Origin of the sequence: Polynucleobacter sp. MWH-Braz-FAM2G (genome assembly GCF_018687635.1) — a bacterium.
GTDB lineage: Bacteria > Pseudomonadota > Gammaproteobacteria > Burkholderiales > Burkholderiaceae > Polynucleobacter.
Map to the genome: position 1 here is coordinate 1854799 of NZ_CP061300.1, position 21868 is coordinate 1876666.

Sequence of the window (21868 nt, forward strand, 5' to 3'; positions counted from 1 at the left end):
ATTGAGACTGATTAAAAAGTATTTACCCTCATCACGGTTGTTTTAAGTTTATGTAATGGAGTTCGCATGGCGACCGGAATTGTTAAGTGGTTCAATGATGCAAAAGGTTTTGGCTTTATCAAACCTGATGATGGTGAAGAAGAGTTGTTCGCGCATTTCAGCGCAATTACTATGCCTGGGTTCAAAACCCTCAAGGAAAACCAAAAGGTAACGTTTGACATTACCCAAGGTCCTAAAGGCAAGCAAGCTACCAATATCCAAGCGGCTTAATAGTCCTTAGATCATTATTAAAAACCCAGGACTTGTTCCTGGGTTTTTTTCGTCCGTAGTTTGTCTAACTTAAAATGAGCCAATGAAAATCTCCACCCATTTTTTTCGCAAACTACTCTTATCACTTCTTTGGCTTGGCTCAAGTTTTGCATCAGCTCAGGTTAATGTTGGCCTGCCCATCATCGAACTGAAAACTGGCATCTATCGTATACAAGCGGAGGTTGCTGACAACCCAAAGGCAAGAGAAGTTGGCCTCATGAATCGCACGAGCATGCCTATGAATTCTGGAATGCTATTTATCTTTGAACAAAAAGCGGGGCATTGCTTCTGGATGAACAACACCAAGATTCCACTCTCTATTGCTTTCATTGCGGATGACGGCAAGATTGTGAACATAGAAGAGATGCAGGCAGAGACAACCAATAACCACTGCCCTAAAGCAGCTGTGCGTTATGCGCTTGAAATGAATAAGCAATGGTTCTCAGAGCGGGCGATCGTACCCGGAAGCGTGATCACCGGTTTACCAAAAAAATAGAATTACTCTAATTTTTTAATATGAACTGGGCTACAACTCTAATTAACTCAGACTCCCTTTGATTAAATCCGTGGTATGCCTTTGATCCGCACACGTCACCTTCGCTAATGCCACCATCAATTTGTATAAACTGAGAATTAGACTGCTTTGGTCGGCTATCAATAATTCTCTCTGATGTAGCAATTGGCGTGGATGCACAGCCATCGTCTACATGATGCACCGCCAACACTGGCACTTTGACATCTGAATCTATCGTTGCAGAACGATATGTTCCTGCAACGATCACTCCAGCAATTAACTTCTCTTTTTCTTTGCCACCGTTAACAAATTCGGTAACGCTGACTGTTCCCATGCTGTGCCCAAAAATCCACACAGGCAAATTGAGCTTTTCTTTGTAGTAATTAACCACATTCAAAATTCTTTGCTGATGGTCTCTGATAGATCGAGAATTGCGCATACCTCCGCCTAGGTCATAGGGGGTATCTACCAAGACCGAATCAATTCCATATTGAGCCCAGAGATCTTTCGACCTCACAAATGTGTGAAAGTTCTTAGTTGAACCGTCATCTTTCAAATTTAAAACACCACCCCCGCCAGGAAACAAAAGGACGACTGCTTTGGCATTCTTCACTGGGGTCAATAGCGTTCTAGTGGGGGCATCATCCTTGTAAGGAACATCAATAACCTGAGAATAAGCAGAGGATGTTATAAATAAAACCAACGCGACAAGGAAGTGAATAAGCCTCATGCTCGGATTCTGACATGGCAAAAAATAAAAAGCCACCCTTGGGTGGCTTTCTCTGAAGCAGCTTCTAATTACTCGAAGTGGCAAACATAGTGCACTGGTTGCTCGGCACGAATAATGAAGTAACCACCCTTTTCCACTTCCCAACTTTGACCGGATTTGAACTCTTGCTCTGGGGCGCCATTGATGCTGACGAAAGCAGATCCATCAACTACTTCCATGACTTCCTTAGTGCTCAAATCAAAACGTAAAGTGCTTGGTAACACTACGCCAACAGACTTACGCACACCATTAGGTAATGTCACAGTATGAGAAACACACTTACCGTCAAAAAATACATTGGCTTTTTTGCCGACTGACACTTGATCAAATTGCATTTGGTTTTCCTATTCTTAATTTCTAATATCGATTATCACTTAGCGCGCTTACGTTTGGCCGTTTCAGCAATACGCATACGTAAAGCATTGAGCTTAATAAAGCCGCCAGCGTCTGCTTGGTTGTATGCGCCGCCATCATCATCAAAAGTTGCAATATTTTGATCAAACAAAGTATTTGCTGAATCACGTGAAATCACAGATACAGAACCCTTATAGAGCTTCAAACGAACAACCCCATTGACAGCTTGTTGCGTATGATCAATTAAAGTTTGCAAGGCAATGCGCTCTGGCGCCCACCATAAGCCGTTATAAATCAAGCCGGCATAACGTGGCATCAAGTCATCCTTCAAATGAGCGACTTCACGATCCAATGTAATACTTTCAATGCCGCGATGAGCTTTCAGGAGAATAGTGCCGCCTGGGGTTTCATAGCAACCACGACTCTTCATACCTACAAAACGGTTTTCTACCAAATCGAGACGACCAATACCATGCTTACCACCAACGCGGTTTAATTCAGCTAACAACTCATGTGGCTTATACGCCTTGCCATTAATAGCCACTGGATCGCCGGCCTTGAATTCAATCTCAATAATTTCTGGAGCGTCTGGTGCTTTTTCAGGAGAAACCGTCCAACGCCACATAGATTCCTCTGCTTCGGCATTCGGATTTTCTAAGTGACGACCTTCGTAACTAATATGCAAGAGATTGGCATCCATTGAGTATGGTGAGCCGCCTTGCTTGTGTTTCATTTCAACTGGAATGCCATGCTTTTCAGCATAGGCCATTAACTTTTCACGAGACAGCAAATCCCATTCGCGCCAAGGGGCAATCACTTTGATTCCTGGCTCTAAAGCGTAATAACCCAATTCAAAACGCACTTGGTCATTACCTTTGCCAGTAGCGCCATGCGATACAGAATCAGCGCCAGTCAAGCGAGCAATTTCAATTTGACGTTTTGCGATTAATGGACGCGCAATGGAAGTGCCTAATAAATACTCGCCCTCGTAAATAGTATTGGCGCGGAACATTGGAAAAACAAAATCGCGCACGAATTCTTCGCGCAAGTCATCAATAAAAATATTCTCTGGCTTGATGCCAAATTGCAAAGCCTTAGCACGCGCGGGCTCTAACTCTTCACCTTGGCCCAAGTCAGCCGTAAAGGTCACGATTTCACAATCATAAGTGTCTTGAAGCCATTTCAAGATAACACTTGTATCGAGACCGCCAGAGTACGCTAAGACTGCTTTTTTAATATCGGACATTTTTCTTGTTCAATCAAAATTAACTAAATTTTCACTAGGACAAACTACTTCTTATTTTATTGCTTACGTCTTAATACTTAATCCAAACGCCCGCAAAGCAAATACTCCATCAAAGCCTTTTGGACGTGCAAACGATTTTCCGCCTCTTCCCACACAATACTTTGTGGACCATCAATCACGCCAGCTGATACCTCTTCTCCACGATGCGCAGGTAAACAATGCATAAATAAAGCATCTGGCTTAGCTAAAGACATCAACTCCTCATCAACCATCCAGTCCTGAAAGGCATGCATACGCGAGGTATTTTCTGCTTCATATCCCATGCTGGTCCAGACATCGGTGGTGACTAGGTCGGCACCTTTGCATGCCTCTCTAGGATCAGAGCAAATGGTGAGATGTTTTGCTGCCTCTGGCGTCAAACGTGCTGGATCTAACTGATAACCCTCGGGAGCTGAAAAACGTAATTGAAAATCTAAACATTCGGCTGCTTGGAGCCAGGTATAGGCCATATTGTTGGCATCACCCACCCAAGCTACTGTCTTCCCTTGAATTGGCCCACGTGCCTCAACCAACGTAAAAATATCAGCCAGTACTTGGCAAGGGTGAAATTCATTAGTAAGGCCATTGATTACTGGAACGCGAGAATTCGATGCAAAGCGCTCAATAATCTCCTGACCAAAAGTGCGGATCATGATGATGTCCGTCATACGCGAAATCACCTGAGCAGCGTCCTCTACAGGCTCGCCACGACCCAACTGAGTGTCCCGTGTGTTGAGGTATACGGCATGCCCACCAAGCTGGTGAATGCCTGCTTCAAACGATAAACGAGTGCGGGTGGAATGCTTCTCAAAAATCATCGCTAGAGTTCGATCATGCAGAGGATGCCAAGTCTCATAACTCTTGAATTTGGCCTTGAGCCATGCAGCCCGCTTTAGTAAATAGTCATACTCTTCACGAGTTAGGTCAGAAAACTGCAGGTAGTGTTTTACCTGACCGGGCACTTGAGGCTTTGCCAGAGATGTCATAGTTGAGTTTTCTACTAAAGTTTTGGCTTGCATTTTTTTCTTCAAATTTTCGTCTGCACGAAAATAGACCCTAAAGTCATCTTACGATCAACTCAGGCTGTTAAGCTTGAGGACTTAGCAATACTATTTCTTACGACCATCATTACGCGAACTTGAACCACAAAAAGCTTTTCATTCAAGGCATTACCACTTCCGGCAAACCATTTAGGCCCAGCGATTGGGCGGAGCGTCTGTGCGGGGTAATGGCTACTTTTCGCCCACCCGGTGACTCCGGGGACCCTCGCTTCACTTATTCGCCCTATGTCAGACCAGTGCTAATTGCAAAAGTGAAATGCGTTGTTATCGATACCAGACTAGGTGATCTTGATCCTAGAGCGCTAGACTTTGTCATGAACTTTGCCAAAGACAACAGCCTACCGATCGAAGAGGCATGTGAGTTCAACCCAACAAGCTCAACCCAGTCTTAAAAACAAAAACCCGCCCTGATAAGGAGCGGGCTTAGATCGAAACAAATCGATCAGCCTAAAACTAAATTCGTATTACGCTGCCATCGCCTTAATTGCTGCAGACAAACGTGACTTCTGACGAGCTGCAGTATTTTTGTGAGCGATCTTTTTATCGGCAATCTTATCGATTGTTGATTGAGTTGCTGCGAAAACTTTCGCTGCAGCAGCTTTATCACCAGTTTCGATAGCTTTACGAACTGCCTTGATGGAAGTACGAAGCTTAGAACGCAAACTGGAGTTGTGTTCGTTTTGTTTTACTGCTTGGCGTGCACGCTTGCGCGCTTGTGCTGTATTGGCCATCTTTAAACCTTGCCTCTATAAATTGCAAACTACGATTAGTTAAAAATCTCGCGGACTTGCTAGATTCCCAAGCAAGCTCGCCAAAACCCAAGATTTTACCTTAAAGGGCCAAAAAAGCCCAGCCGACCGATAAATAGGTGAAAATCGGCTCATGAATCTGCTTTCTGCCGCTGCCAAGGTTAGTTCCCTGACCATGCTGTCCCGTATTACGGGCCTGCTTCGGGAGACTCTGATTGCCCGTAGTTTCGGGGCCTCAGAGTGGACTGATGCCTTTAATGTGGCTTTTAGGCTGCCAAACTTACTGCGTCGACTCTTTGCGGAAGGGGCCTTTTCTCAGGCTTTTGTACCCATTTTGGGCGAAATTTCTACCAATGGGGATCAAAAACAGGCCCAAATCCTCGTCAATGCGGTTGCCACCCTCTTATTTTGGGCTTTGCTCATTACGGTATTGGCGGGGGTTATTGGGGCTCCAGTACTGATCCTAGCCATTGCTACGGGCTTTAAAGGGGGGCAAGCATACGAAGCCAGCGTAATCATGACTCGCATCATGTTTCCTTATATCGGCCTGATTTCCCTGGTTTCACTATCAGCAGGGATTTTGAATACATTTCAGCGTTTTGCCATACCGGCCTTTACTCCAGTTTTGCTGAATTTAGCCCTTATTGGTAGCGCACTGTTCTTAGCACCCCATCTTGAACAACCTATCTATGCCTTAAGTATTGGCGTCTTGCTTGGTGGCATATTGCAATTGGCCATTCAGATTCCAGCCCTCTCGAGAATTGGCTTACTGCCACGTATTGGCTTGTTACCGGGCGCTGTGAAGGCTGCCGCCAATAATCCAGATGCAAGACGTGTATTACGGTTAATGGGGCCCGCTGTATTTGCTGTGTCGGTAGCTCAAATCTCCCTGATCATCAATACCAATATTGCCTCACGCCTTCAGGCAGGAAGCGTGTCGTGGCTTTCCTATGCCGATCGTTTAATGGAGTTTCCAACGGCACTTCTCGGCGTAGCATTAGGCACAGTGCTCTTGCCTAGCCTAAGTAAAGCCAATGCTAAAAATGATCTAGTCCATGCCGGCGAGTTACTCATCTGGGGATTGCAACTCACCTTTTTACTGGCTGCACCTTGTGCGCTCGCACTCTTCCTCTTTGGAGAACCACTAGCTGCCGTTCTTTATCACTATGGAAAATTTAATGCCTTAGATGTCTTAATGACACAACGTGCTTTAGCAGCTTATGGAGTTGGCTTAATCGGCTTAATTCTTGTAAAGATTTTGGCGCCAGGCTTTTATTCTCGCCAAGATATTCGCACTCCAGTGAAGATTGGTTTACTCGTGTTGATAGCCACCCAACTAGCAAATGTCATCTTTGTTCCTTGGCTTGGTCATGCAGGACTGGCATTGTCTGTAGGTACTGGAGCCTGCCTTAACGCTGCGTTATTGTGGGTTGGTCTGCATCGACGTGGGGCACTACCCAACTCTGGCTGGACAAAGTACTTGGGTCAATTACTTCTGGCACTCATTCCTTTCTCAGCAGTATTGCTTTATGCGGCTAATGCACATAATTGGATTGCCCTACAGGCTGAACCCTGGCTTCGCATAGGCCTAGTGGCTGCATGGTTGGGAATTGCTGCCGTTGTTTACTTTGCATCTCTAGGGTTAGTTGGAATTCGCTGGCAAAAATTCTTGCGTCATGCAAAATAGGCTTATGCCAACACAACAACTTGACTATTTCACATCCCTTGTTGCAGAAGACGAACACCTCCCTTTAACGGAGGCGGCAATCGCTGTTGCACAACACGCCTATCCTGACCTAGATGTGCAGGGAGTACTAGATCGCCTTGATCAATTGGGAAATAAATTAAAGCTGCGCATTACTCCTGATACATCGCCTATTCAGCGACTGCAAATTCTCAAGCATTTCTTTTATACCGAATTGGGCTTCGGCCCAAACCCGAATGATTTTTATGCCCCTGAAAACTCATACTTGCACCATGTACTTGAGAATCGCAGAGGCATTCCAATTTCACTAGCCATTTTGATGATTGAATTAGGCAATCAAATCGGCTTAAAAATTCGTGGTGTTTCTTTTCCCAACCATTTCATGATGCGCATCTCTTTACAACAAGGTGAAGTAATCATGGATCCCTTAACTGGCGATTCGCTTTCCAAAACCCAGTTACAAGAGATGCTCGACCCTTATCTTGATGCAAAGGGCTATCGGGGTGAACTCAGCCTGCCTCTCAATATCTTTTTACGCGCTTCTAGCTCAAGAGAAATTTTGTCGCGCTACTTAAGAAACCTCAAAATGATTTATTCCGAGCATGAGCGCTGGGAGCGCCTGCTAGGCATTCAGGAGCGCTTAGTCATTTTGCTGCCTGACTCCATCGAAGAAATTCGTGACAGAGGATTAATTTTTGCTCAACTTGAATATTTGCGCCCTGCTTTAGCTGATATGCACCGCTATCTCAGTGAAGTGCCAGAGGCAGAGGATGCAAGCGATATACGTGAGCATATCGCCACGCTAGAAAGCCAAACCAAGTTGCACTAAAGCCAATTAACCATGGCTTTAGCTTGGTTTACCTCATTAATTTTTCTTGCGCTGAAAAATCTTGTAAATCGCAGCAAATAGAACTGGTACTGCAGCAGCGCCAACGCCAACCAAGACGATTACATTCAGATTTTGGCGAATAATGGGAATATTTCCAAAGAAATAGCCAGCAATTACTAAGCCAAAAACCCATAACGTAGCGCCAGTAATATTAAAAAACTGAAAGCGTGAAAAATTCATTTCCGATACACCTGCAATAAAGGGTGCGAAAGTTCGAATGATCGGCAAGAAACGGGCAAGGATAATGGTCTTGCCACCATGCTTTTCATAAAAAGCGTGCGTCTTTAGCAACGCGCCCTGATCAATCCAGCGCGATTGGCTACTAAAAACTTTTTTTCCAATCCAGCGACCAATGAAATAGTTCACTGTATTACCGGCAACTGCAGCAATTAATAAACCAGTACATAAGGTCCATATATTGAAATGCTCGGTAGCGCAGTAAGCGCCCGCAATAAATAAAAGAGAATCACCAGGCAAAAATGGCGCGACCACCAAACCCGTTTCTGCAAAAACAATAGCGAATAGAAGGCCGTAGGCCCATGGGCCATATTGCTGAATCACCACATCTAGATGTTTATCAATGTGTAGCAATAAATCACTGATTTGCAAAAGGGTATCCATCAACTCACTCTCAAACTAATTGGTTGTTGCGGATATTAACAGGCTCTTATAATCGGGCATGCCAACTGAACCTTACATTCAGCCTATGCAAGCCCCAGACGAAACCCCTACTCTTTGTATTGTTGGGCCTACAGGTGCTGGCAAGACCCATCTCGCAATGACTTTGGCGACCTATGCCCAATCTATTGGCCTAACTATTGAACTCATCAGCATGGACTCCGCATTGGTCTATCGCGGTTTAGATATAGGAAGCGCGAAGCCGACTAAAGCCGAACAAGCCGCGGTAACACATCATTTAATAGACATTATTGAACCTACTGAGGTGTATTCCGCTGCTCGATTTGCTACGGACGCAAAACGTCTTTGCAAGGAAATTCGTGAGCGGGGCAATATTCCAGTCGTTGTAGGTGGAACGATGCTGTATTGGCGCGCATGGGCGCATGGTTTATCTTCACTACCAACAGCAAATCCCGAAATACGAGCTAGATTGGATGAGGAAGGTAAGTCAATTGGTTGGCCAGCAATGCACGCTAAGCTTGCGCAGATTGATCCCGAAACTGCGGCTCGCTTAAAACCAAATGACTCACAACGAGTACAACGCGCACTAGAAGTTTTTGAAATCACAGGCAAACCAATGTCGGCAATTTTGGCAGACTCACCAAGTGAGGATGGCAGAGAAGGTTCTGCAATTCCGCCTTGGATTAAATTAGTTTCTCTCGAGCCAAGCGATCGGAAACGATTACACCTCAATTTAGAAAAGCGGTTTGATGAAATGCTCGCCGCCGGTTTTATCGATGAGGTCAAAATGCTTCACACCAACACTGAATTACACGCTGACTTACCAGCGATACGCTCAGTGGGCTATCGTCAAGCCTGGGAATTTCTTAATGGAGAAATTGACGCCGAACAAATGCGCTACAAGGCTTTGGCTGCGACCAGACAGCTTGGCAAAAGACAATTAACATGGTTGCGAGCCATTGAAGGAAGAAAAACATTTGACCCCTTCAACCCCGTAGAGCTGAAGGCGGCTCTAGATTACTGCAAAAGTAACTTGAAAAAATAAGTTAATAACTATCGCTTTAGATAACGATAGTTTGTGGGGCATCCTTTGGACGCTCAACCACTTCACCCACTGTCCATGCTTTGAGACCTTGAGCAGTTAATGATTGGATAGCAACGTCCACTTCATTAGGCGCAACAATGACCACCATGCCGATGCCGCAGTTAAAGACCCGCACCATTTCAGCATCAGCTACGCCGCCCTTCATCTGCAACCAGCGGAAGAGTTCTGGCATTTGCCAACTATCACGATGCAAAACTGCCTGCGTATTTTCTGGGAGCACACGCGGCACGTTATCCACCAAACCACCACCAGTAATATGCGCCATGCCTTTTACATTGATTTCAGAAATCAATTTAAGCAGTGGTTTCACATAAATTTCGGTTGGCGCCATCACGACATCGCCAAGAGGACGACCACCTAAATCATCCGTCGGCTTTGCACCAGCGCGTTCAATAATTTTGCGCACTAACGAATAGCCATTAGAGTGGGCTCCACTTGAACCAATAGCCAGCACTACATCGCCAGGGACTATCGTTGCCCCAGTAATAATTTTGGATTTCTCAACCGCACCCACCGCAAATCCAGCTAAGTCATATTCGCCTGGCGGATACATGCCAGGCATTTCTGCAGTCTCACCACCAATCAAAGCGCATCCAGACAGCTCACATCCCTTGGCAATGCCACCAACAACTGTTGCCGCGGTATCCACAGTTAACTTGCCACAAGCAAAATAATCTAAGAAAAAGAGGGGTTCGGCACCCTGCACCAGAATGTCGTTGACGCTCATAGCCACGAGATCTTGGCCAATGGTCTCATGACGATTCCATTCAAAAGCCAATCTGAGCTTAGTACCAACACCGTCAGTACCCGAGACCAACACTGGCTCTTTATAACGCTTAGGCACCTCAAAAAGAGCGCCAAAGCCGCCAATTCCTGCCAGAACACCTTCGCGCATAGTCTTTTTGGCAAGCGGCTTGATGCGGTCAACCAAATCGTCCCCAGCGTCAATATCGACGCCAGCGTCACGGTAGGAAAGGCCTTTTGAGGGGGAATTAGTAGATGAAGTCATATCAGAGCCGGAATATTAGTAAAAAATGCTACTTCGTCAGTAGAATCATTGAATTCTAGAGGATTGAAGCAAGATGGCTGAAATTTTTACCCCTTTTCTCACTGCATTCATTCTGGCGTATGCCTTACGCCCTGTTTGCCTATGGCTTGAGCAGCGTCGTTTACCCCAAGCTCTAGCGGCAGCTTTATCCATGCTAGTTGGAATAGGTCTTCTCTTGGGCATCCTCAGCCTGTTAATTGGCCTTCTAAGGTATGAAATCCCCCTCATCAAAGCCCAACTCCCTGATTGGATTGCCAATACCCAGGCCTGGCTAGGCCCAAAACTCAGTGAATTTCATATTGATGTGGATTGGGGAGACTTAAAGGCGAGCGCCACCCAAAAAATCACCGAACACATTAATGACAATGCTGACAGTTTGATGTCATCGACCATCAGCACAGTTTTGATGTCTGGTAGCTCTGTGATCGCAGGATTCGTTAATGCGGTCCTTATTATTTTTGTGATGTTTTATTTGCTGATGGACTGGAATCATTTCTTCAGCTTAGTAAAAAGTCTTGTGCCTGTACGTGCGCAAGAAACCGTTCATCACTTAGCGATGCATACCGATGGATTGCTTTCTCAGTACTTACGCGGCATGTTGATTGTGATCTCGATCATGGCAGTCTATTACAGCGCGGGTTTAAGCCTGATTGGTGTCAAAGGTGCCGCAGCACTTGGAGTATTTACTGCCCTCATGATTGTGATTCCCTATATCGGCATCACCTTGGGCCTTACTCTATCCACCTTGTCAGCGCTGCTTCAATTTGGTCCTGGTAGCGAAATTATTATGGTGTTGATTTTGTTTGGTATTGGTCAGTTCCTAGAAGGCTTCTTCTTAACACCCCGTCTTGTTGGCGAACGTATTGGTCTACATCCAGTTGCAGTTTTGTTTGCGTTATTGTTATTTGGCAAACTGTTTGGCTTCTTCGGGGTCTTACTTGCTCTACCAATTAGCGCGGTGAGCTTAGTCTTGGTCAAGTATTTTTGGTCTCTCTATACGCAAAGCTCTTGGTATCAAAAATAAGTTTGGTAGTAATGAATACAATCCCACTCCCAAAACAATTTGCGCTAGATATCAGTCACTCACCTACTGCTAGCTTAGAAAATTATCTTCCCGGAAAAGATCTCGCATTAATTTCTACCCTGAAGGAGATTGAGGGATCTTGGGGTAGAGCTCCTGAAAAGTCTGCCAACAACCCCCTTAATCAGCGGTGGATTTACTGGTGGGGTCCTGCAGGCTCTGGGCGTAGCCATTTACTAGCTGCCATAGGAAATGCAGCCCAGCATGCGGGCTTAGAACATGTTTCATTAAGCTCTGCAGAACCCGCTTCATGGGTTCGACTAGAAGATAACATCAGCGAGATGGCTCAAAGAGATAATCCTTCAGTTATTACCGTAGACGACGTTGATCATCTGGATGATCGTCTCCTAGGATCACTCTTTCGCATTCTCAACGTGGTCCAAGCCAGCAAAGCAATTCACATATTCATGACAGGCAAGGCGGCGCCTGCAAACTTAAAGATTCGGGAAGACCTACGAACTCGCTTGGGCTGGGGCCTAGTCTTTCAGACACAACTTTTGGATGATGATGAGAAAATACAAGCATTGAGCGAAGCCGCTAAAGCACGCGGGCTAGTTTTATCTCCCGAAGTTTTGCCATGGCTACTAAATCGCTTTTATCGAGATATGCCGAGCTTAATGGCATTGATTGACGCATTAGATGCATATTCACTAGAAACAAAACGTGCTGTAACCTTACCTTTAGTACGCGAGCTCTTGCAGCCCAAATAATTTAATAGATATTCAATACGTGACTCAGTTAGCCCTCTTCGACTTAGACCATACTCTTTTGCCCTGCGATAGCGACTACGAATGGGGTCAATTTTTAGCCCGTATCGGCGTTGTTGATAGCGAATACTATGCCCGCCAGAATGAACGTTTTTATCAGGACTATAAAGAGGGTAAGCTGGATATTCATGAGTTTCTTCGCTTTGCTTTAAAGCCACTCTCCGAACACTCCCGCGCGCAGCTCAAAGAGTGGCACGATGCTTTTATGAAGGAAGTAATTCATGGTCAACTACGTCAAGAAGCTATTGATCTTGTAAAGCAGCACCAAGATGCGGGAGATCTTTGCTGCGTAATTACCGCCACCAATAGTTTTGTAACTCGCCCAATTGTTGAAAGTTTTGGCATTGAGCATTTAATCGCTACAGAACCAGCTACGATAGATAATCAGCCATTAGCCAGCTACAACGGCGAAGTCAAAGGCATTCCTAATTTTCGCGAAGGCAAAATACAAAATTTGCACAACTGGTTGGCTTCTCAAAAACTATCATTAAGTACCTTGCCACGTAGTTATTTTTATTCAGACTCGATGAATGATCTTCCTTTGCTAGAAGAAGTAAGTCATCCTGTCGCCACCAATCCAGATGACCGCCTTCGCAATGAAGCAAATAAGCGCAACTGGCCTATTCTTGAATTATTCGCATGATCGCAAAATTTATTAAACGCATTCTGCGACGTGACCCCATGGTCAAACACACGCAGGCGAACAAAACTGGCGCACCGAAACGTATTCCCAAAAAAGCGCATCACATCGACCCTCATTTGCTCTCAAAAAATGCAGTTAAGGTAACGCAAACATTACAACAAGCGGGCTTTGAGGCCTTTATTGTTGGTGGCGCAGTTCGGGATCTTGCTCTAGGCATAAGTCCAAAAGATTTTGATGTCGCAACCAATGCAACGCCTGATCAAGTACAAAGACTATTTCGAAAAGCACGCCTCATCGGTCGTCGCTTTCAGATTGTGCATGTAACTTTTTTTGGTAAAGGCCACCCTGAAATTATCGAGGTCTCAACCTTCAGGGCCTTATTAGATAACGCTGGAGACCATGTTGCCGAAAGCGGACGAATCCTACGAGACAACGTTTGGGGATCCCAAGGGGAAGATGCGGCAAGACGTGACTTCACAATCAATGCAATGTATTACGACCCATCCTCAGAAACCGTTCTCGACTATCACGGTGGCATGGCGGATATGCAAAAGCGAACCCTGCGCATGATTGGAGATCCCGCTAAGCGCTATCGCGAAGATCCTGTTCGCATGCTCAGAGCTGTTCGTTTTGCAGCCAAGACTGGTTTTCAGCTAGATAGCGCCACACGCGAACCGATTGCAAATCTTGGGAAATTATTAAACGACGTTCCTTCAGCTCGACTCTTTGACGAAATTCTGAAACTCTTAATGTCTGGCTACTCGTGGGCAGCAATTCAGGGGTTAAAAGAAGCTGGACTTCATCATGGTCTACTTCCACTGCTTGACCATATTCTTGACGAGGGCGAAGATTCCAAAGGAGCCAATAATTTTGTAAAGCTTGCTTTGGCTAACACCGATCAACGCATTCAAGCTGGAAAAAGTGTTTCTGCTGGATTCTTATTTGCCACTCTGCTTTGGCCTGATTTATTGAAAAATTGGAAAGCCAATACAGCCAAGGGTATGGCTAATATTCCCTCCCTTCATGATGCGATGGATGTCACGATTGCCACCCAAAGCAATGGAATGACTATTCAACGGCGCTTTGAAAGCGATATGCGCGAGATTTGGTCAATGCAGCCACGTTTTGAAAGACGTGTTGGTCGTTACCCATACCGCTTAATTGAATCCCCTCGTTTCAGGGCGGGGTATGACTTTATGTTGCTTCGTTGCGCAACCGGGGAGCTGAATCCAGCGATTGGCCAATGGTGGACTGACTTCATAGCGGCTGATCCAGCAGGCCAAGATGATCTGATGACAAGCGTTAAAAGCGAGCCCGGCAATAATCCAAGCCCAACAAAAAGACGGCGACGCAGAAAACCGAAATCATCGCTGCCCACGGAAAGTGCGTCGAGCTAAGCAAACTTAGAGAAATTTCAGTAAAGTAGTTTTATCTCTAGTTTGGAAGCATATGGCACTGGCATACATCGGATTTGGCGGCAATATCGGCGACACACGTCAGCTTATTACTGATGCGATTGTTTGCCTAGCATTGCGCTCCGAAATTCAAATTTTGGCAAAAAGTTGCTTTTATCAAAGCGCGCCCGTTGAAGCCCTTGGCGGGGACTATATTAACGCCGTCATAGAAGTTGAAACTGAGCTAAGTCCCTACGGCTTATTACATGTTTGCCAAGCGATCGAGCAGGAGTTTGGTCGTGAGCGACCCTATGCAAATGCACCTCGCACACTAGATCTAGATATTTTGTCTTACGAGGGTGTTACTCAAAACGAAACTGAGTTGATGCTTCCACACCCCAAGATTATCGAACGCTCTTTCGTACTTTTGCCCCTACTTGAAATTGCCCCAGATTTCTTTTTACCCAAATGGGGCGAGCTCAAAGCCTATTTACCTCAAGTTGCGCACCAAAGAATTGAAAAATTAGCCTGCAGGAACTGCAATTGCGGCGAAAAAGACATTTATAGCCAATCGGCACATTAATTCATTAAACTCTCGCCATGGGTTACTTACAAGGCGATAAGCCAATCACGATTTCCAAGCTCCTCGCGATGCATGCCGAGGGTGAAAAAATTTCTATGCTTACGGCATACGATTCAACTATGTCTGCGCTTCTAAATCGTTGCGGGGTTGAAACTATCCTGATTGGCGATTCTTTAGGTAATGTGATTCAAGGACATTCCAGCACAACGCCAGTGACCGTAGAGCAGGTGGCCTATCACACCGAGTGTGTAGCCCGCGCTAATACTCATGCTTTTTTGATTGCCGATCTTCCTTTTGCAAGCTATGGTGATCCATTTCAAGCACTGGAGTCTTCTGCCCAACTAATGCGCGCTGGCGCAGATATGGTCAAACTTGAAGGTGGTGGTGAGTGGCAAGTTGATGTAATTCGTCACTTAGTAGAGCGTAGCGTACCCGTTTGCGCTCACTTGGGATTGCTGCCTCAATCAGTTCATGTATTGGGTGGCTATAAGGTTCAAGGCAAGTCAAAAGATGCAGCCCATGTCATGCTCGAGCAAGCACTTGCTTGCCAAGCTGCTGGCGCACAAATGGTCGTGCTAGAAGCGATCCCCTCTTCATTAGGCGAAAAAATTACTGCTGAACTTCATATTCCTACTATCGGAATTGGTGCTGGCCCAGATTGCTCTGGTCAGGTATTGGTATTACAAGATATGTTGGGCATCAGCCCTGGTAAGCCGCCCAAGTTTGTCAAAAACTTTATGGACGGTCACCACTCTATCGAGGCAGCTATCAAGGCTTATGTACGTGAGGTAAAGTCCGGCAAATTCCCCGGACCCGAACATGGCTTTGCTGGCTGAATTCTAGCCAAGTAGTTTTAACTAAAAAAACTTTTCACACCCTCAAACCAACCCTTTTGTTGGGGGCTATGTTTATCACCGCCAGATTTCAGGCTGTCATCAAACTTCTGTAGCAATTTCTTTTGCTCTTCCGTAAGTTTGATAGGCGTTTCCACGACAACGTGCACAAAAAGATCTCCGACTAAAGTAGAGCGTAAGCCCTTGATACCTTTATGACGTAAGCGGAAAGTTTTACCAGTTTGAGTTCCCTCTGGAATAGGAAACTCAACACGACCAGTAAGGGTTGGCACCTCTATCTCTCCACCAATCGTTGCCGTTGCAAATGAAATTGGCATTTGTACATGCAAATCACTACCGTCACGTTCAAATACTTTATGAGGCTTCACATGCACCTCTACATAGAGGTCACCTGACGGCCCACCATTAATGCCTGGCTCACCATTACCAACTGAGCGCACTCGCATGCCATCATCAATACCTGCTGGTATTTTGATTTCAAGTGTTTTTTGTTCTTTATGCTTACCGCTGCCATGACATGTTTTGCAAGGCTTAGGAATGTACTCACCAGTGCCACGACATTTAGGGCAGGTTTGCTGCATTGAGAAGAAGCCCTGTTGGACACGAACCTGACCATGGCCATCACAAGTGGTACATTTCTCTGCTTTAGTTCCCGGCTCGGCACCAGTACCATGACAAGGCTTGCAATTACTCCAACTTGGCACACGAATTTGTGTTGTATAGCCCTCAGCAGCTTGCTCAAGTGTGATATCCATGTTGTAGCGCAAGTCGGCGCCTTTATACACTTGTGGTCCAGAATGACGGCCACCACCTTGACCGAAGATATCGCCGAAGATATCGCCAAACGCATCGGCAAAACCACCCCCGCCAAAGCCTCCGCCACCAAATCCACCACCCATTGAAGGATCTACACCAGCGTGACCATATTGATCATAAGCAGCGCGCTTATTGGGATCAGATAAGGTTTCGTAAGCTTCTTTTGCCTCTTTAAATTGCGCTTCAGCAGTTTTGCTATCGGGGTTGCGATCGGGGTGATATTTCATTGCAAGCTTACGATAGGCTTTTTTAAGCTCATCATCGCTGGCACCTTTTGCTACACCAAGCACTTCATAAAAATCGCGTTTACTTTTAGGCACGGCCTATTCCTCTCAACAACCTCAATGACACAAGTCGGCACGAGGCCGACTTGTTGTTTAAGTACATCAAAACTACATTTATGAATATCTGATTACAAAATTACTTCTTGTCATCAACCTCTTTGAAATCTGCATCAACCACATCAGCATCAGGAGCAGAACCAGAAGCTGCACCGCCAGGCGCGGCACCAGCTGCACCGCCGCCCGCTTTAGCCTGTTCAGCAGCCATGACTTTTTCGCCAAGCTTCTGACTTGCCTTACCCAAAGCTTCGGTCTTCGCTTCAATCGCTTCCTTATCACTGCCTTTGATTGCTTCATCCAAATCTTTGAGTGCGGTTTCAATCGCTTCTTTCTCTGAAGCTTCTAAGCTGGCACCATGTTCCTCTAATGCTTTCTTAGTAGAGTGAGCCAAAGCATCAGCAGTGTTGCGCGCAGTCACCAACTCAAGTGCTTTTTTATCTTCAGCAGCATTGGCTTCAGCATCCTTGACCATGCGTTGAATTTCTTCTTCGGTCAGGCCAGAGTTTGCCTTGATGGTGATCTTGTTCTCTTTACCAGTGGTTTTATCTTTTGCTGTTACATGCAAAATACCGTTGGCATCAATGTCAAAGGTCACTTCAATTTGCGGCAAACCACGTGGTGCAGGAGCAATACCTTCGAGGTTAAATTCGCCAAGCAACTTATTAGCAGCAGCCATTTCACGCTCGCCTTGGTAGCACTTAATGGTTACTGCAGGTTGGTTATCTTCCGCAGTAGAGTAAACCTGTGAATGCTTAGTAGGAATCGTAGTGTTCTTTGGGATCATCTTGGTCATTACTCCGCCAAGGGTCTCAATACCCAATGACAATGGAGTCACATCCAATAGCAATACGTCTTTACGATCACCAGACAATACAGAGCCCTGAATTGCAGCACCAACGGCAACCGCTTCATCTGGGTTAACGTCTTTACGTGGCTCTTTGCCAAAGATTTCTTTCACTTTGTCTTGAACCGCAGGCATACGTGTCTGACCACCGACCAAAATGACGTCATCAATATCAGCCACATTCACGCCAGCATCTTTAATGGCAGTCAAGCAAGGACCAGCTGTACGGTTAATCAACTCTTCCACCAAAGACTCCAACTTGGCACGAGTCAATTTCAAGTTCAAATGCTTAGGGCCGCTGGCATCAGCTGTCACATAAGGCAAATTGATTTCTGTTTGTTGAGCAGAAGACAACTCGATCTTCGCTTTTTCTGCAGCATCTTTTAAACGCTGCAATGCCAATACGTCTTTACTCAAATCAACGCCTTGCTCTTTCTTGAACTCAGCAATGATCCAGTCGATGATGCGTTGGTCAAAGTCCTCACCACCCAAGAAGGTGTCACCGTTGGTAGAGAGCACTTCAAATTGCTTCTCGCCATCAACGTTAGCAATCTCAATAATGGATACGTCGAATGTACCGCCACCCAAGTCATACACAGCAATCTTGCGGTCTACCTTGTCTTGCTTGTCTAGACCAAAGGCCAAAGCAGCAGCAGTTGGTTCATTGATGATGCGCTTTACATCCAATCCAGCGATACGACCAGCGTCTTTAGTAGCTTGACGTTGACTATCGTTAAAGTAAGCAGGAACAGTAATCACTGCCTCAGTCACTTCTTCGCCGAGATAGTCTTCAGCAGTTTTTTTCATTTTGCGCAGAATTTCAGCGGACACTTGCTGTGGCGCCATTTTCTTATCGCGTGCCTCAACCCATGCATCGCCATTGTCGGCTTTGATAATTGCATAAGGCATGAGACCAATATCTTTTTGTACTTCTGGATCTTCAAACTTACGACCCATTAAACGTTTTACTGCGTAGATAGTATTTTTAGGATTAGTTACTGACTGACGCTTTGCAGGTGCACCAACCAACACCTCACCATCTTCAACGTAAGCAATGATGGATGGAGTTGTGCGAGCGCCTTCGGCATTCTCGACAACTTTAGGTGCATTGTTTTCAACGACTGAAACGCAAGAATTCGTGGTTCCTAAGTCGATACCGATAATCTTTCCCATAATGGCTCCAAAAAATTAAATAGTTATGTTGGACTGCTAGATATTTCAATAATCAATAAATGGGGCCAAAAAAGGGGAATTCAAGGGGTACAAATAGCAAAAAAGGCAGAAATCTGCCCTTTTTATGTATTTTTGGGGTTCCCCCTGACTGATTTGCCTATTTCGAGGCGCTAACGGTCACTAATGCTGGTCGCAACACCCTATCTGCCACCGTATAACCTCGCTGTAGAACAGAAACCACTGTATTTGGCTCTTGTTCTGAAGGTACCGAAGCAATCGCTTGATGGTGGTGAGGATCGAATTTATCACCCACTGCAGGGTTAATTTCAGTCATTCGACCTTTTTCAAAGGCAGAAAGCAGTTGTTTCAGGGTAATTTCCAAACCCTCTTTAAAGGCTTTAGCGTCGCCAGCATCTGTACTCAATGCAGCATAAAGACTGTCGGTCACTGGCACCAAATGCTCTGCAAAACTTTCAATTGCAAATTTGTGCGCTTTAGCAATATCTTCCACAGCGCGTCGGCGGATATTTTCGCCTTCAGCTTTTGCACGCAAGAAGTTATCTTGTAGCTCACCAATCTTTTGGTTGAGCTCAGCAATTTCCTGCTCTGGAGTTTTTACAGCTGGAGCTTCTGTCGCAGTTTCTGCTACAGGCTCCACTGAAGGATTCTCTTGCTCTGGTGTTGGGTTTTGATTTTCTTGTGTCATGAGCGCTATTTTACTTTTCTAAAAGATGACTATTACTTTCCAATATGGGGCTGTTTATTGCAATTTCAAGACTTGGCTCTTTCCGCGAGCTCAGCCCTTTCATTACGCTTCGCCAAATCGGCCTCAGATTCCACACCCAAATACCAGCCCTGCAAATGATGTTGGGCAATATCCCGCAATGCCTCTATCCACTTGGGATTGCTGTTTAAGCAAGGGATATAGCGATAGTCCTTACCGCCGTGCTCCAAAAAGATTTCACGAGCTTCCATAGCGATCTCTTCAAGGGTTTCCAAACAATCAGCCGGAAAACCAGGACAGAAAATGTCGATGCGCTGACAGCCTTCTTTAGCTAACTTTTCTATAGTCGGCGCTGTGTAGGGCTTCAACCATTCAGCCTTACCAAAGCGAGATTGAAAAGTCACAATGTATTGGCCTGGCACTAAGCCCAATGACTCTGCGAGTAAACGCCCAGTTTTCAAGCACTCGCAGTGATATGGGTCGCCCTTCATTAAGTTGCGCTTTGGCAATCCATGAAAAGACATGACAAAACGATCACCCCGATCAAAATCTGGGCGCCCATCATTTTCCCAATTCACTAAAACTTGATCACGTAGAGCGGCAATGTAAGCTGGATGATCGTGATAGTGTTTCACTAATCGCAACTCAGGTTGATCACGCCAAGTACTTAAAACACGAAAAACTTCATCGAAGCTAGAGGCTGAAGTAGTTGCAGAATATTGCGGGTATAGAGGCAATAACAATAAACGCTCCATGCCTTGTGTCTTCAGGCTCTCCAGTACAGATTGTGTGGATGGCTGACCATAGCGCATTGCCAAATCAACCAATACAGTATGCCCCTTATTTGCAAATTGATCGCCCAGCTCTTTTGCCTGTAGACGTGAGTAGTGCATCAAAGGTGAACCTAATTTTGGCAACCAAATGGATGCATACTTCTTTGCTGATGCGCTACTACGAATCGGCAAAATAATGCCATTCAAAATGCACCACCAAATGATTCGCGGAATTTCCACAACGCGAGGATCAGAAAGAAATTCTTTTAAATACGCACGCACTGCTTTAGGTGTTGGTGCTGATGGCGTACCTAAATTCAATAGTAAGACTGCTGTTTTAGCTGCGCGCAAATGCGGGTTCTGATTCAAGATAAGTTGTCTCTAGTAAATAAATAGTTATTAGTAAATGTTTAGGAGCTGAGCGCTCCAGACAGTAATTTAGAAGTGATATCGACTATCGGAATAACTCTGTCATACGCCATCCGAGTTGGTCCTATCACACCAAGTGTTCCTACTATTTGGCCATCAACACTATAGGGAGCACTGATCACAGCCAGATCTTCATAAGGCAACAAATCACTCTCACCGCCAATAAATATCTGAACGCCATCTGCATGACTAGACACATCGAGTAATTGCATGAGCACCGATTTCTGCTCCAACATATCAAACATTTTGCGCAGTTTATCGAGGTTAGAGCTTAAGTCGCCAACATTCAACAAGCGACGCTCGCCAGACAAGACCATTCCAGCTGCACCTCTATCGTAATCAGAGACGCCACTTTGAAGGGCTAAAGCCATCAAACCAGAAATATCAGCACGTAAATTATCTAAGTCTGAAATCAGATGCGCCCGAACTTGATCGAAACTTTTCCCTGCAAACTGGGTATTAATAAAGTTACTTGCCTCAATCAATTGGCTGGGCGTGTAATCCTGAGTTGTTGGCAAGATGCGATTCTGCACATCGCCATCTGGGGTCACCATGATGAGCAAGATTTTGCCCTCCCCTAAGCGCAAAAACTCAATATGCTTAAAAACTTGGGTGCGTTTAGGCGTCATCACCACCCCAGCAAAATGGGTCAGGTTGGACAAAATTTGAGCCGCTGAATTTAAGACTCGCTGTGGAGAGTCAGGTAAAAGCCCTTTTTCCACCTCTCGAGCCGCAATTTCTTCCAAGGGGCGGACTGTCACCATGGTATCCACGAATAAACGATAGCCCTTGGGAGTCGGAATGCGACCCGCCGAAGTATGGGGGCTGGTCACCAACCCCATTTCCTCCAAATCAGCCATGACATTACGAATAGTGGCTGCCGAGATGTCTAAACCCGAGAATCTGGAAAGGGTGCGCGAGCCAATAGGTTGCCCCTCCTCGATATATCGCTCGATGAGGGTTTTCAGCAGTGCGCGGGAACGTTCGTCCATGGTGGAAGGGATTTTATGCCTATGGTT

24 protein-coding genes are annotated in these 21868 nt (G+C 45.6%); 12 read left to right on the forward strand and 12 right to left on the reverse strand.

What is annotated here, in order from left to right; genetic code table 11:
• Nucleotides 1-66: 66 nt before the first annotated feature.
• Together FD973_RS09400 and FD973_RS09405 are read left to right on the forward strand one after the other, a co-directional pair.
• Nucleotides 67-270, forward strand: a complete 204-nt coding sequence (locus FD973_RS09400; protein WP_011903586.1) for a cold-shock protein — start codon at nt 67-69, stop codon at nt 268-270.
• Nucleotides 271-352: 82 nt separating this feature from the next.
• Nucleotides 353-805, forward strand: a complete 453-nt coding sequence (locus FD973_RS09405) for a DUF192 domain-containing protein (protein ID WP_215323179.1) — start codon at nt 353-355, stop codon at nt 803-805.
• 7 nt (nt 806-812) lie between these two features.
• On the opposite strand, the gene FD973_RS09410 is transcribed toward FD973_RS09405, so the two are convergent.
• From FD973_RS09410 to argF, 4 genes are all read right to left on the reverse strand, one after another.
• Complete coding sequence (locus FD973_RS09410; RefSeq protein ID WP_215323181.1) at nt 813-1553, reverse strand: alpha/beta hydrolase; 741 nt, start codon at nt 1551-1553, stop codon at nt 813-815.
• Nucleotides 1554-1621: 68 nt separating this feature from the next.
• Nucleotides 1622-1927 carry a pyrimidine/purine nucleoside phosphorylase gene (locus FD973_RS09415; protein WP_215323183.1) on the reverse strand — a complete coding sequence of 102 codons (306 nt, stop codon included), beginning with the start codon at nt 1925-1927 and terminating at the stop codon, nt 1622-1624.
• A gap of 35 nt (nt 1928-1962) precedes the next feature.
• Nucleotides 1963-3192, reverse strand: coding sequence for an argininosuccinate synthase (locus tag FD973_RS09420; protein ID WP_215323184.1), 1230 nt, complete (start codon nt 3190-3192; stop codon nt 1963-1965).
• 77 nt (nt 3193-3269) lie between these two features.
• Complete coding sequence (gene argF, locus FD973_RS09425; protein ID WP_215324777.1) at nt 3270-4217, reverse strand: ornithine carbamoyltransferase; 948 nt, start codon at nt 4215-4217, stop codon at nt 3270-3272.
• Nucleotides 4218-4369: 152 nt separating this feature from the next.
• Between argF and FD973_RS09430 the strand changes: the two genes are divergently transcribed.
• Complete coding sequence (locus FD973_RS09430) at nt 4370-4684, forward strand: DUF3579 domain-containing protein (protein ID WP_215323185.1); 315 nt, start codon at nt 4370-4372, stop codon at nt 4682-4684.
• Nucleotides 4685-4756: 72 nt separating this feature from the next.
• Here the strand turns inward: FD973_RS09430 and rpsT are convergent, their stop codons facing one another.
• Nucleotides 4757-5023, reverse strand: coding sequence for a 30S ribosomal protein S20 (rpsT, locus tag FD973_RS09435; protein ID WP_062310407.1), 267 nt, complete (start codon nt 5021-5023; stop codon nt 4757-4759).
• 151 nt (nt 5024-5174) lie between these two features.
• On the opposite strand from rpsT, the gene murJ reads away from it, so the two are divergent.
• Nucleotides 5175-6728, forward strand: coding sequence for a murein biosynthesis integral membrane protein MurJ (gene murJ / locus FD973_RS09440; RefSeq protein ID WP_215323186.1), 1554 nt, complete (start codon nt 5175-5177; stop codon nt 6726-6728).
• Between the two features lie 4 nt (nt 6729-6732).
• On the forward strand, nt 6733-7575 hold the full coding sequence (locus FD973_RS09445; protein WP_215323193.1) for a SirB1 family protein: 843 nt from the start codon (nt 6733-6735) through the stop codon (nt 7573-7575).
• A gap of 36 nt (nt 7576-7611) precedes the next feature.
• Here the strand turns inward: FD973_RS09445 and FD973_RS09450 are convergent, their stop codons facing one another.
• Nucleotides 7612-8256, reverse strand: coding sequence for a VTT domain-containing protein (locus tag FD973_RS09450; RefSeq protein WP_215323197.1), 645 nt, complete (start codon nt 8254-8256; stop codon nt 7612-7614).
• Nucleotides 8257-8314: 58 nt separating this feature from the next.
• On the opposite strand from FD973_RS09450, the gene miaA reads away from it, so the two are divergent.
• Nucleotides 8315-9319: a tRNA (adenosine(37)-N6)-dimethylallyltransferase MiaA gene (gene miaA, locus FD973_RS09455; RefSeq protein WP_215323198.1), complete on the forward strand. Its 1005-nt coding sequence runs from the start codon at nt 8315-8317 to the stop codon at nt 9317-9319.
• A 16-nt stretch (nt 9320-9335) separates the two neighbouring features.
• On the opposite strand, the gene purM is transcribed toward miaA, so the two are convergent.
• Entirely contained in the window at nt 9336-10388 is a 1053-nt protein-coding gene (gene purM, locus FD973_RS09460; RefSeq protein ID WP_215323199.1) for a phosphoribosylformylglycinamidine cyclo-ligase, read from the reverse strand.
• A gap of 73 nt (nt 10389-10461) precedes the next feature.
• Between purM and FD973_RS09465 the strand changes: the two genes are divergently transcribed.
• From FD973_RS09465 to panB, 6 genes are read left to right on the forward strand one after another with little or no spacing between them, the layout of a single operon-like run.
• The gene (locus FD973_RS09465) at nt 10462-11451 is read left to right on the forward strand and encodes an AI-2E family transporter (RefSeq protein WP_215323202.1); all 990 of its coding nucleotides are present in this window, start codon (nt 10462-10464) and stop codon (nt 11449-11451) included.
• 11 nt (nt 11452-11462) lie between these two features.
• Nucleotides 11463-12218 carry a DnaA regulatory inactivator Hda gene (gene hda / locus FD973_RS09470; protein WP_215323204.1) on the forward strand — a complete coding sequence of 252 codons (756 nt, stop codon included), beginning with the start codon at nt 11463-11465 and terminating at the stop codon, nt 12216-12218.
• Nucleotides 12219-12237: 19 nt separating this feature from the next.
• The gene (locus FD973_RS09475; protein ID WP_215323206.1) at nt 12238-12918 is read left to right on the forward strand and encodes an HAD family phosphatase; all 681 of its coding nucleotides are present in this window, start codon (nt 12238-12240) and stop codon (nt 12916-12918) included.
• The gene (gene pcnB, locus FD973_RS09480) at nt 12915-14315 is read left to right on the forward strand and encodes a polynucleotide adenylyltransferase PcnB (RefSeq protein WP_215323216.1); all 1401 of its coding nucleotides are present in this window, start codon (nt 12915-12917) and stop codon (nt 14313-14315) included. The genes FD973_RS09475 and pcnB overlap by 4 nt, the downstream gene beginning before the upstream one ends.
• A 52-nt stretch (nt 14316-14367) precedes the next feature.
• Nucleotides 14368-14895 carry a 2-amino-4-hydroxy-6-hydroxymethyldihydropteridine diphosphokinase gene (folK, locus tag FD973_RS09485; RefSeq protein ID WP_215323219.1) on the forward strand — a complete coding sequence of 176 codons (528 nt, stop codon included), beginning with the start codon at nt 14368-14370 and terminating at the stop codon, nt 14893-14895.
• Nucleotides 14896-14912: 17 nt separating this feature from the next.
• A complete protein-coding gene (gene panB, locus FD973_RS09490) occupies nt 14913-15731 on the forward strand; it encodes a 3-methyl-2-oxobutanoate hydroxymethyltransferase (RefSeq protein ID WP_215323220.1) in 819 nt (272 codons plus the stop codon).
• A gap of 17 nt (nt 15732-15748) precedes the next feature.
• Here the strand turns inward: panB and dnaJ are convergent, their stop codons facing one another.
• The 5 genes from dnaJ to hrcA all read right to left on the reverse strand — a co-directional run bounded on the left by dnaJ (nt 15749) and on the right by hrcA (nt 21841).
• Complete coding sequence (gene dnaJ / locus FD973_RS09495; RefSeq protein WP_215323222.1) at nt 15749-16885, reverse strand: molecular chaperone DnaJ; 1137 nt, start codon at nt 16883-16885, stop codon at nt 15749-15751.
• Nucleotides 16886-16985: 100 nt separating this feature from the next.
• Nucleotides 16986-18923 carry a molecular chaperone DnaK gene (dnaK, locus tag FD973_RS09500; protein WP_215323224.1) on the reverse strand — a complete coding sequence of 646 codons (1938 nt, stop codon included), beginning with the start codon at nt 18921-18923 and terminating at the stop codon, nt 16986-16988.
• A gap of 157 nt (nt 18924-19080) precedes the next feature.
• Nucleotides 19081-19629: a nucleotide exchange factor GrpE gene (gene grpE / locus FD973_RS09505; RefSeq protein ID WP_215323228.1), complete on the reverse strand. Its 549-nt coding sequence runs from the start codon at nt 19627-19629 to the stop codon at nt 19081-19083.
• A gap of 65 nt (nt 19630-19694) precedes the next feature.
• Entirely contained in the window at nt 19695-20789 is a 1095-nt protein-coding gene (hemH, locus tag FD973_RS09510; protein ID WP_215323230.1) for a ferrochelatase, read from the reverse strand.
• 41 nt (nt 20790-20830) lie between these two features.
• A complete protein-coding gene (gene hrcA, locus FD973_RS09515) occupies nt 20831-21841 on the reverse strand; it encodes a heat-inducible transcriptional repressor HrcA (protein WP_215323232.1) in 1011 nt (336 codons plus the stop codon).
• Nucleotides 21842-21868: the final 27 nt, after the last annotated feature.

Excerpts from the sequence above, each read along its gene's own strand:
- FD973_RS09400 (WP_011903586.1), top strand. The coding sequence starts at position 67 with ATGGCGACCGGAATTGTTAAGTGGTTCAATGATGCAAAAGGTTTTGGC.
- FD973_RS09405 (WP_215323179.1), top strand. The coding sequence starts at position 353 with ATGAAAATCTCCACCCATTTTTTTCGCAAACTACTCTTATCACTTCTT.
- FD973_RS09410 (WP_215323181.1), bottom strand. The coding sequence starts at position 1,553 with ATGAGGCTTATTCACTTCCTTGTCGCGTTGGTTTTATTTATAACATCC.
- FD973_RS09415 (WP_215323183.1), bottom strand. The coding sequence starts at position 1,927 with ATGCAATTTGATCAAGTGTCAGTCGGCAAAAAAGCCAATGTATTTTTT.
- FD973_RS09420 (WP_215323184.1), bottom strand. The coding sequence starts at position 3,192 with ATGTCCGATATTAAAAAAGCAGTCTTAGCGTACTCTGGCGGTCTCGAT.
- argF (WP_215324777.1), bottom strand. The coding sequence starts at position 4,217 with ATGACATCTCTGGCAAAGCCTCAAGTGCCCGGTCAGGTAAAACACTAC.
- rpsT (WP_062310407.1), bottom strand. The coding sequence starts at position 5,023 with ATGGCCAATACAGCACAAGCGCGCAAGCGTGCACGCCAAGCAGTAAAA.
- murJ (WP_215323186.1), top strand. The coding sequence starts at position 5,175 with ATGAATCTGCTTTCTGCCGCTGCCAAGGTTAGTTCCCTGACCATGCTG.
- FD973_RS09445 (WP_215323193.1), top strand. The coding sequence starts at position 6,733 with ATGCCAACACAACAACTTGACTATTTCACATCCCTTGTTGCAGAAGAC.
- FD973_RS09450 (WP_215323197.1), bottom strand. The coding sequence starts at position 8,256 with ATGGATACCCTTTTGCAAATCAGTGATTTATTGCTACACATTGATAAA.
- miaA (WP_215323198.1), top strand. The coding sequence starts at position 8,315 with ATGCCAACTGAACCTTACATTCAGCCTATGCAAGCCCCAGACGAAACC.
- purM (WP_215323199.1), bottom strand. The coding sequence starts at position 10,388 with ATGACTTCATCTACTAATTCCCCCTCAAAAGGCCTTTCCTACCGTGAC.
- FD973_RS09465 (WP_215323202.1), top strand. The coding sequence starts at position 10,462 with ATGGCTGAAATTTTTACCCCTTTTCTCACTGCATTCATTCTGGCGTAT.
- hda (WP_215323204.1), top strand. The coding sequence starts at position 11,463 with ATGAATACAATCCCACTCCCAAAACAATTTGCGCTAGATATCAGTCAC.
- pcnB (WP_215323216.1), top strand. The coding sequence starts at position 12,915 with ATGATCGCAAAATTTATTAAACGCATTCTGCGACGTGACCCCATGGTC.
- folK (WP_215323219.1), top strand. The coding sequence starts at position 14,368 with ATGGCACTGGCATACATCGGATTTGGCGGCAATATCGGCGACACACGT.
- panB (WP_215323220.1), top strand. The coding sequence starts at position 14,913 with ATGGGTTACTTACAAGGCGATAAGCCAATCACGATTTCCAAGCTCCTC.
- dnaK (WP_215323224.1), bottom strand. The coding sequence starts at position 18,923 with ATGGGAAAGATTATCGGTATCGACTTAGGAACCACGAATTCTTGCGTT.
- grpE (WP_215323228.1), bottom strand. The coding sequence starts at position 19,629 with ATGACACAAGAAAATCAAAACCCAACACCAGAGCAAGAGAATCCTTCA.
- hrcA (WP_215323232.1), bottom strand. The coding sequence starts at position 21,841 with ATGGACGAACGTTCCCGCGCACTGCTGAAAACCCTCATCGAGCGATAT.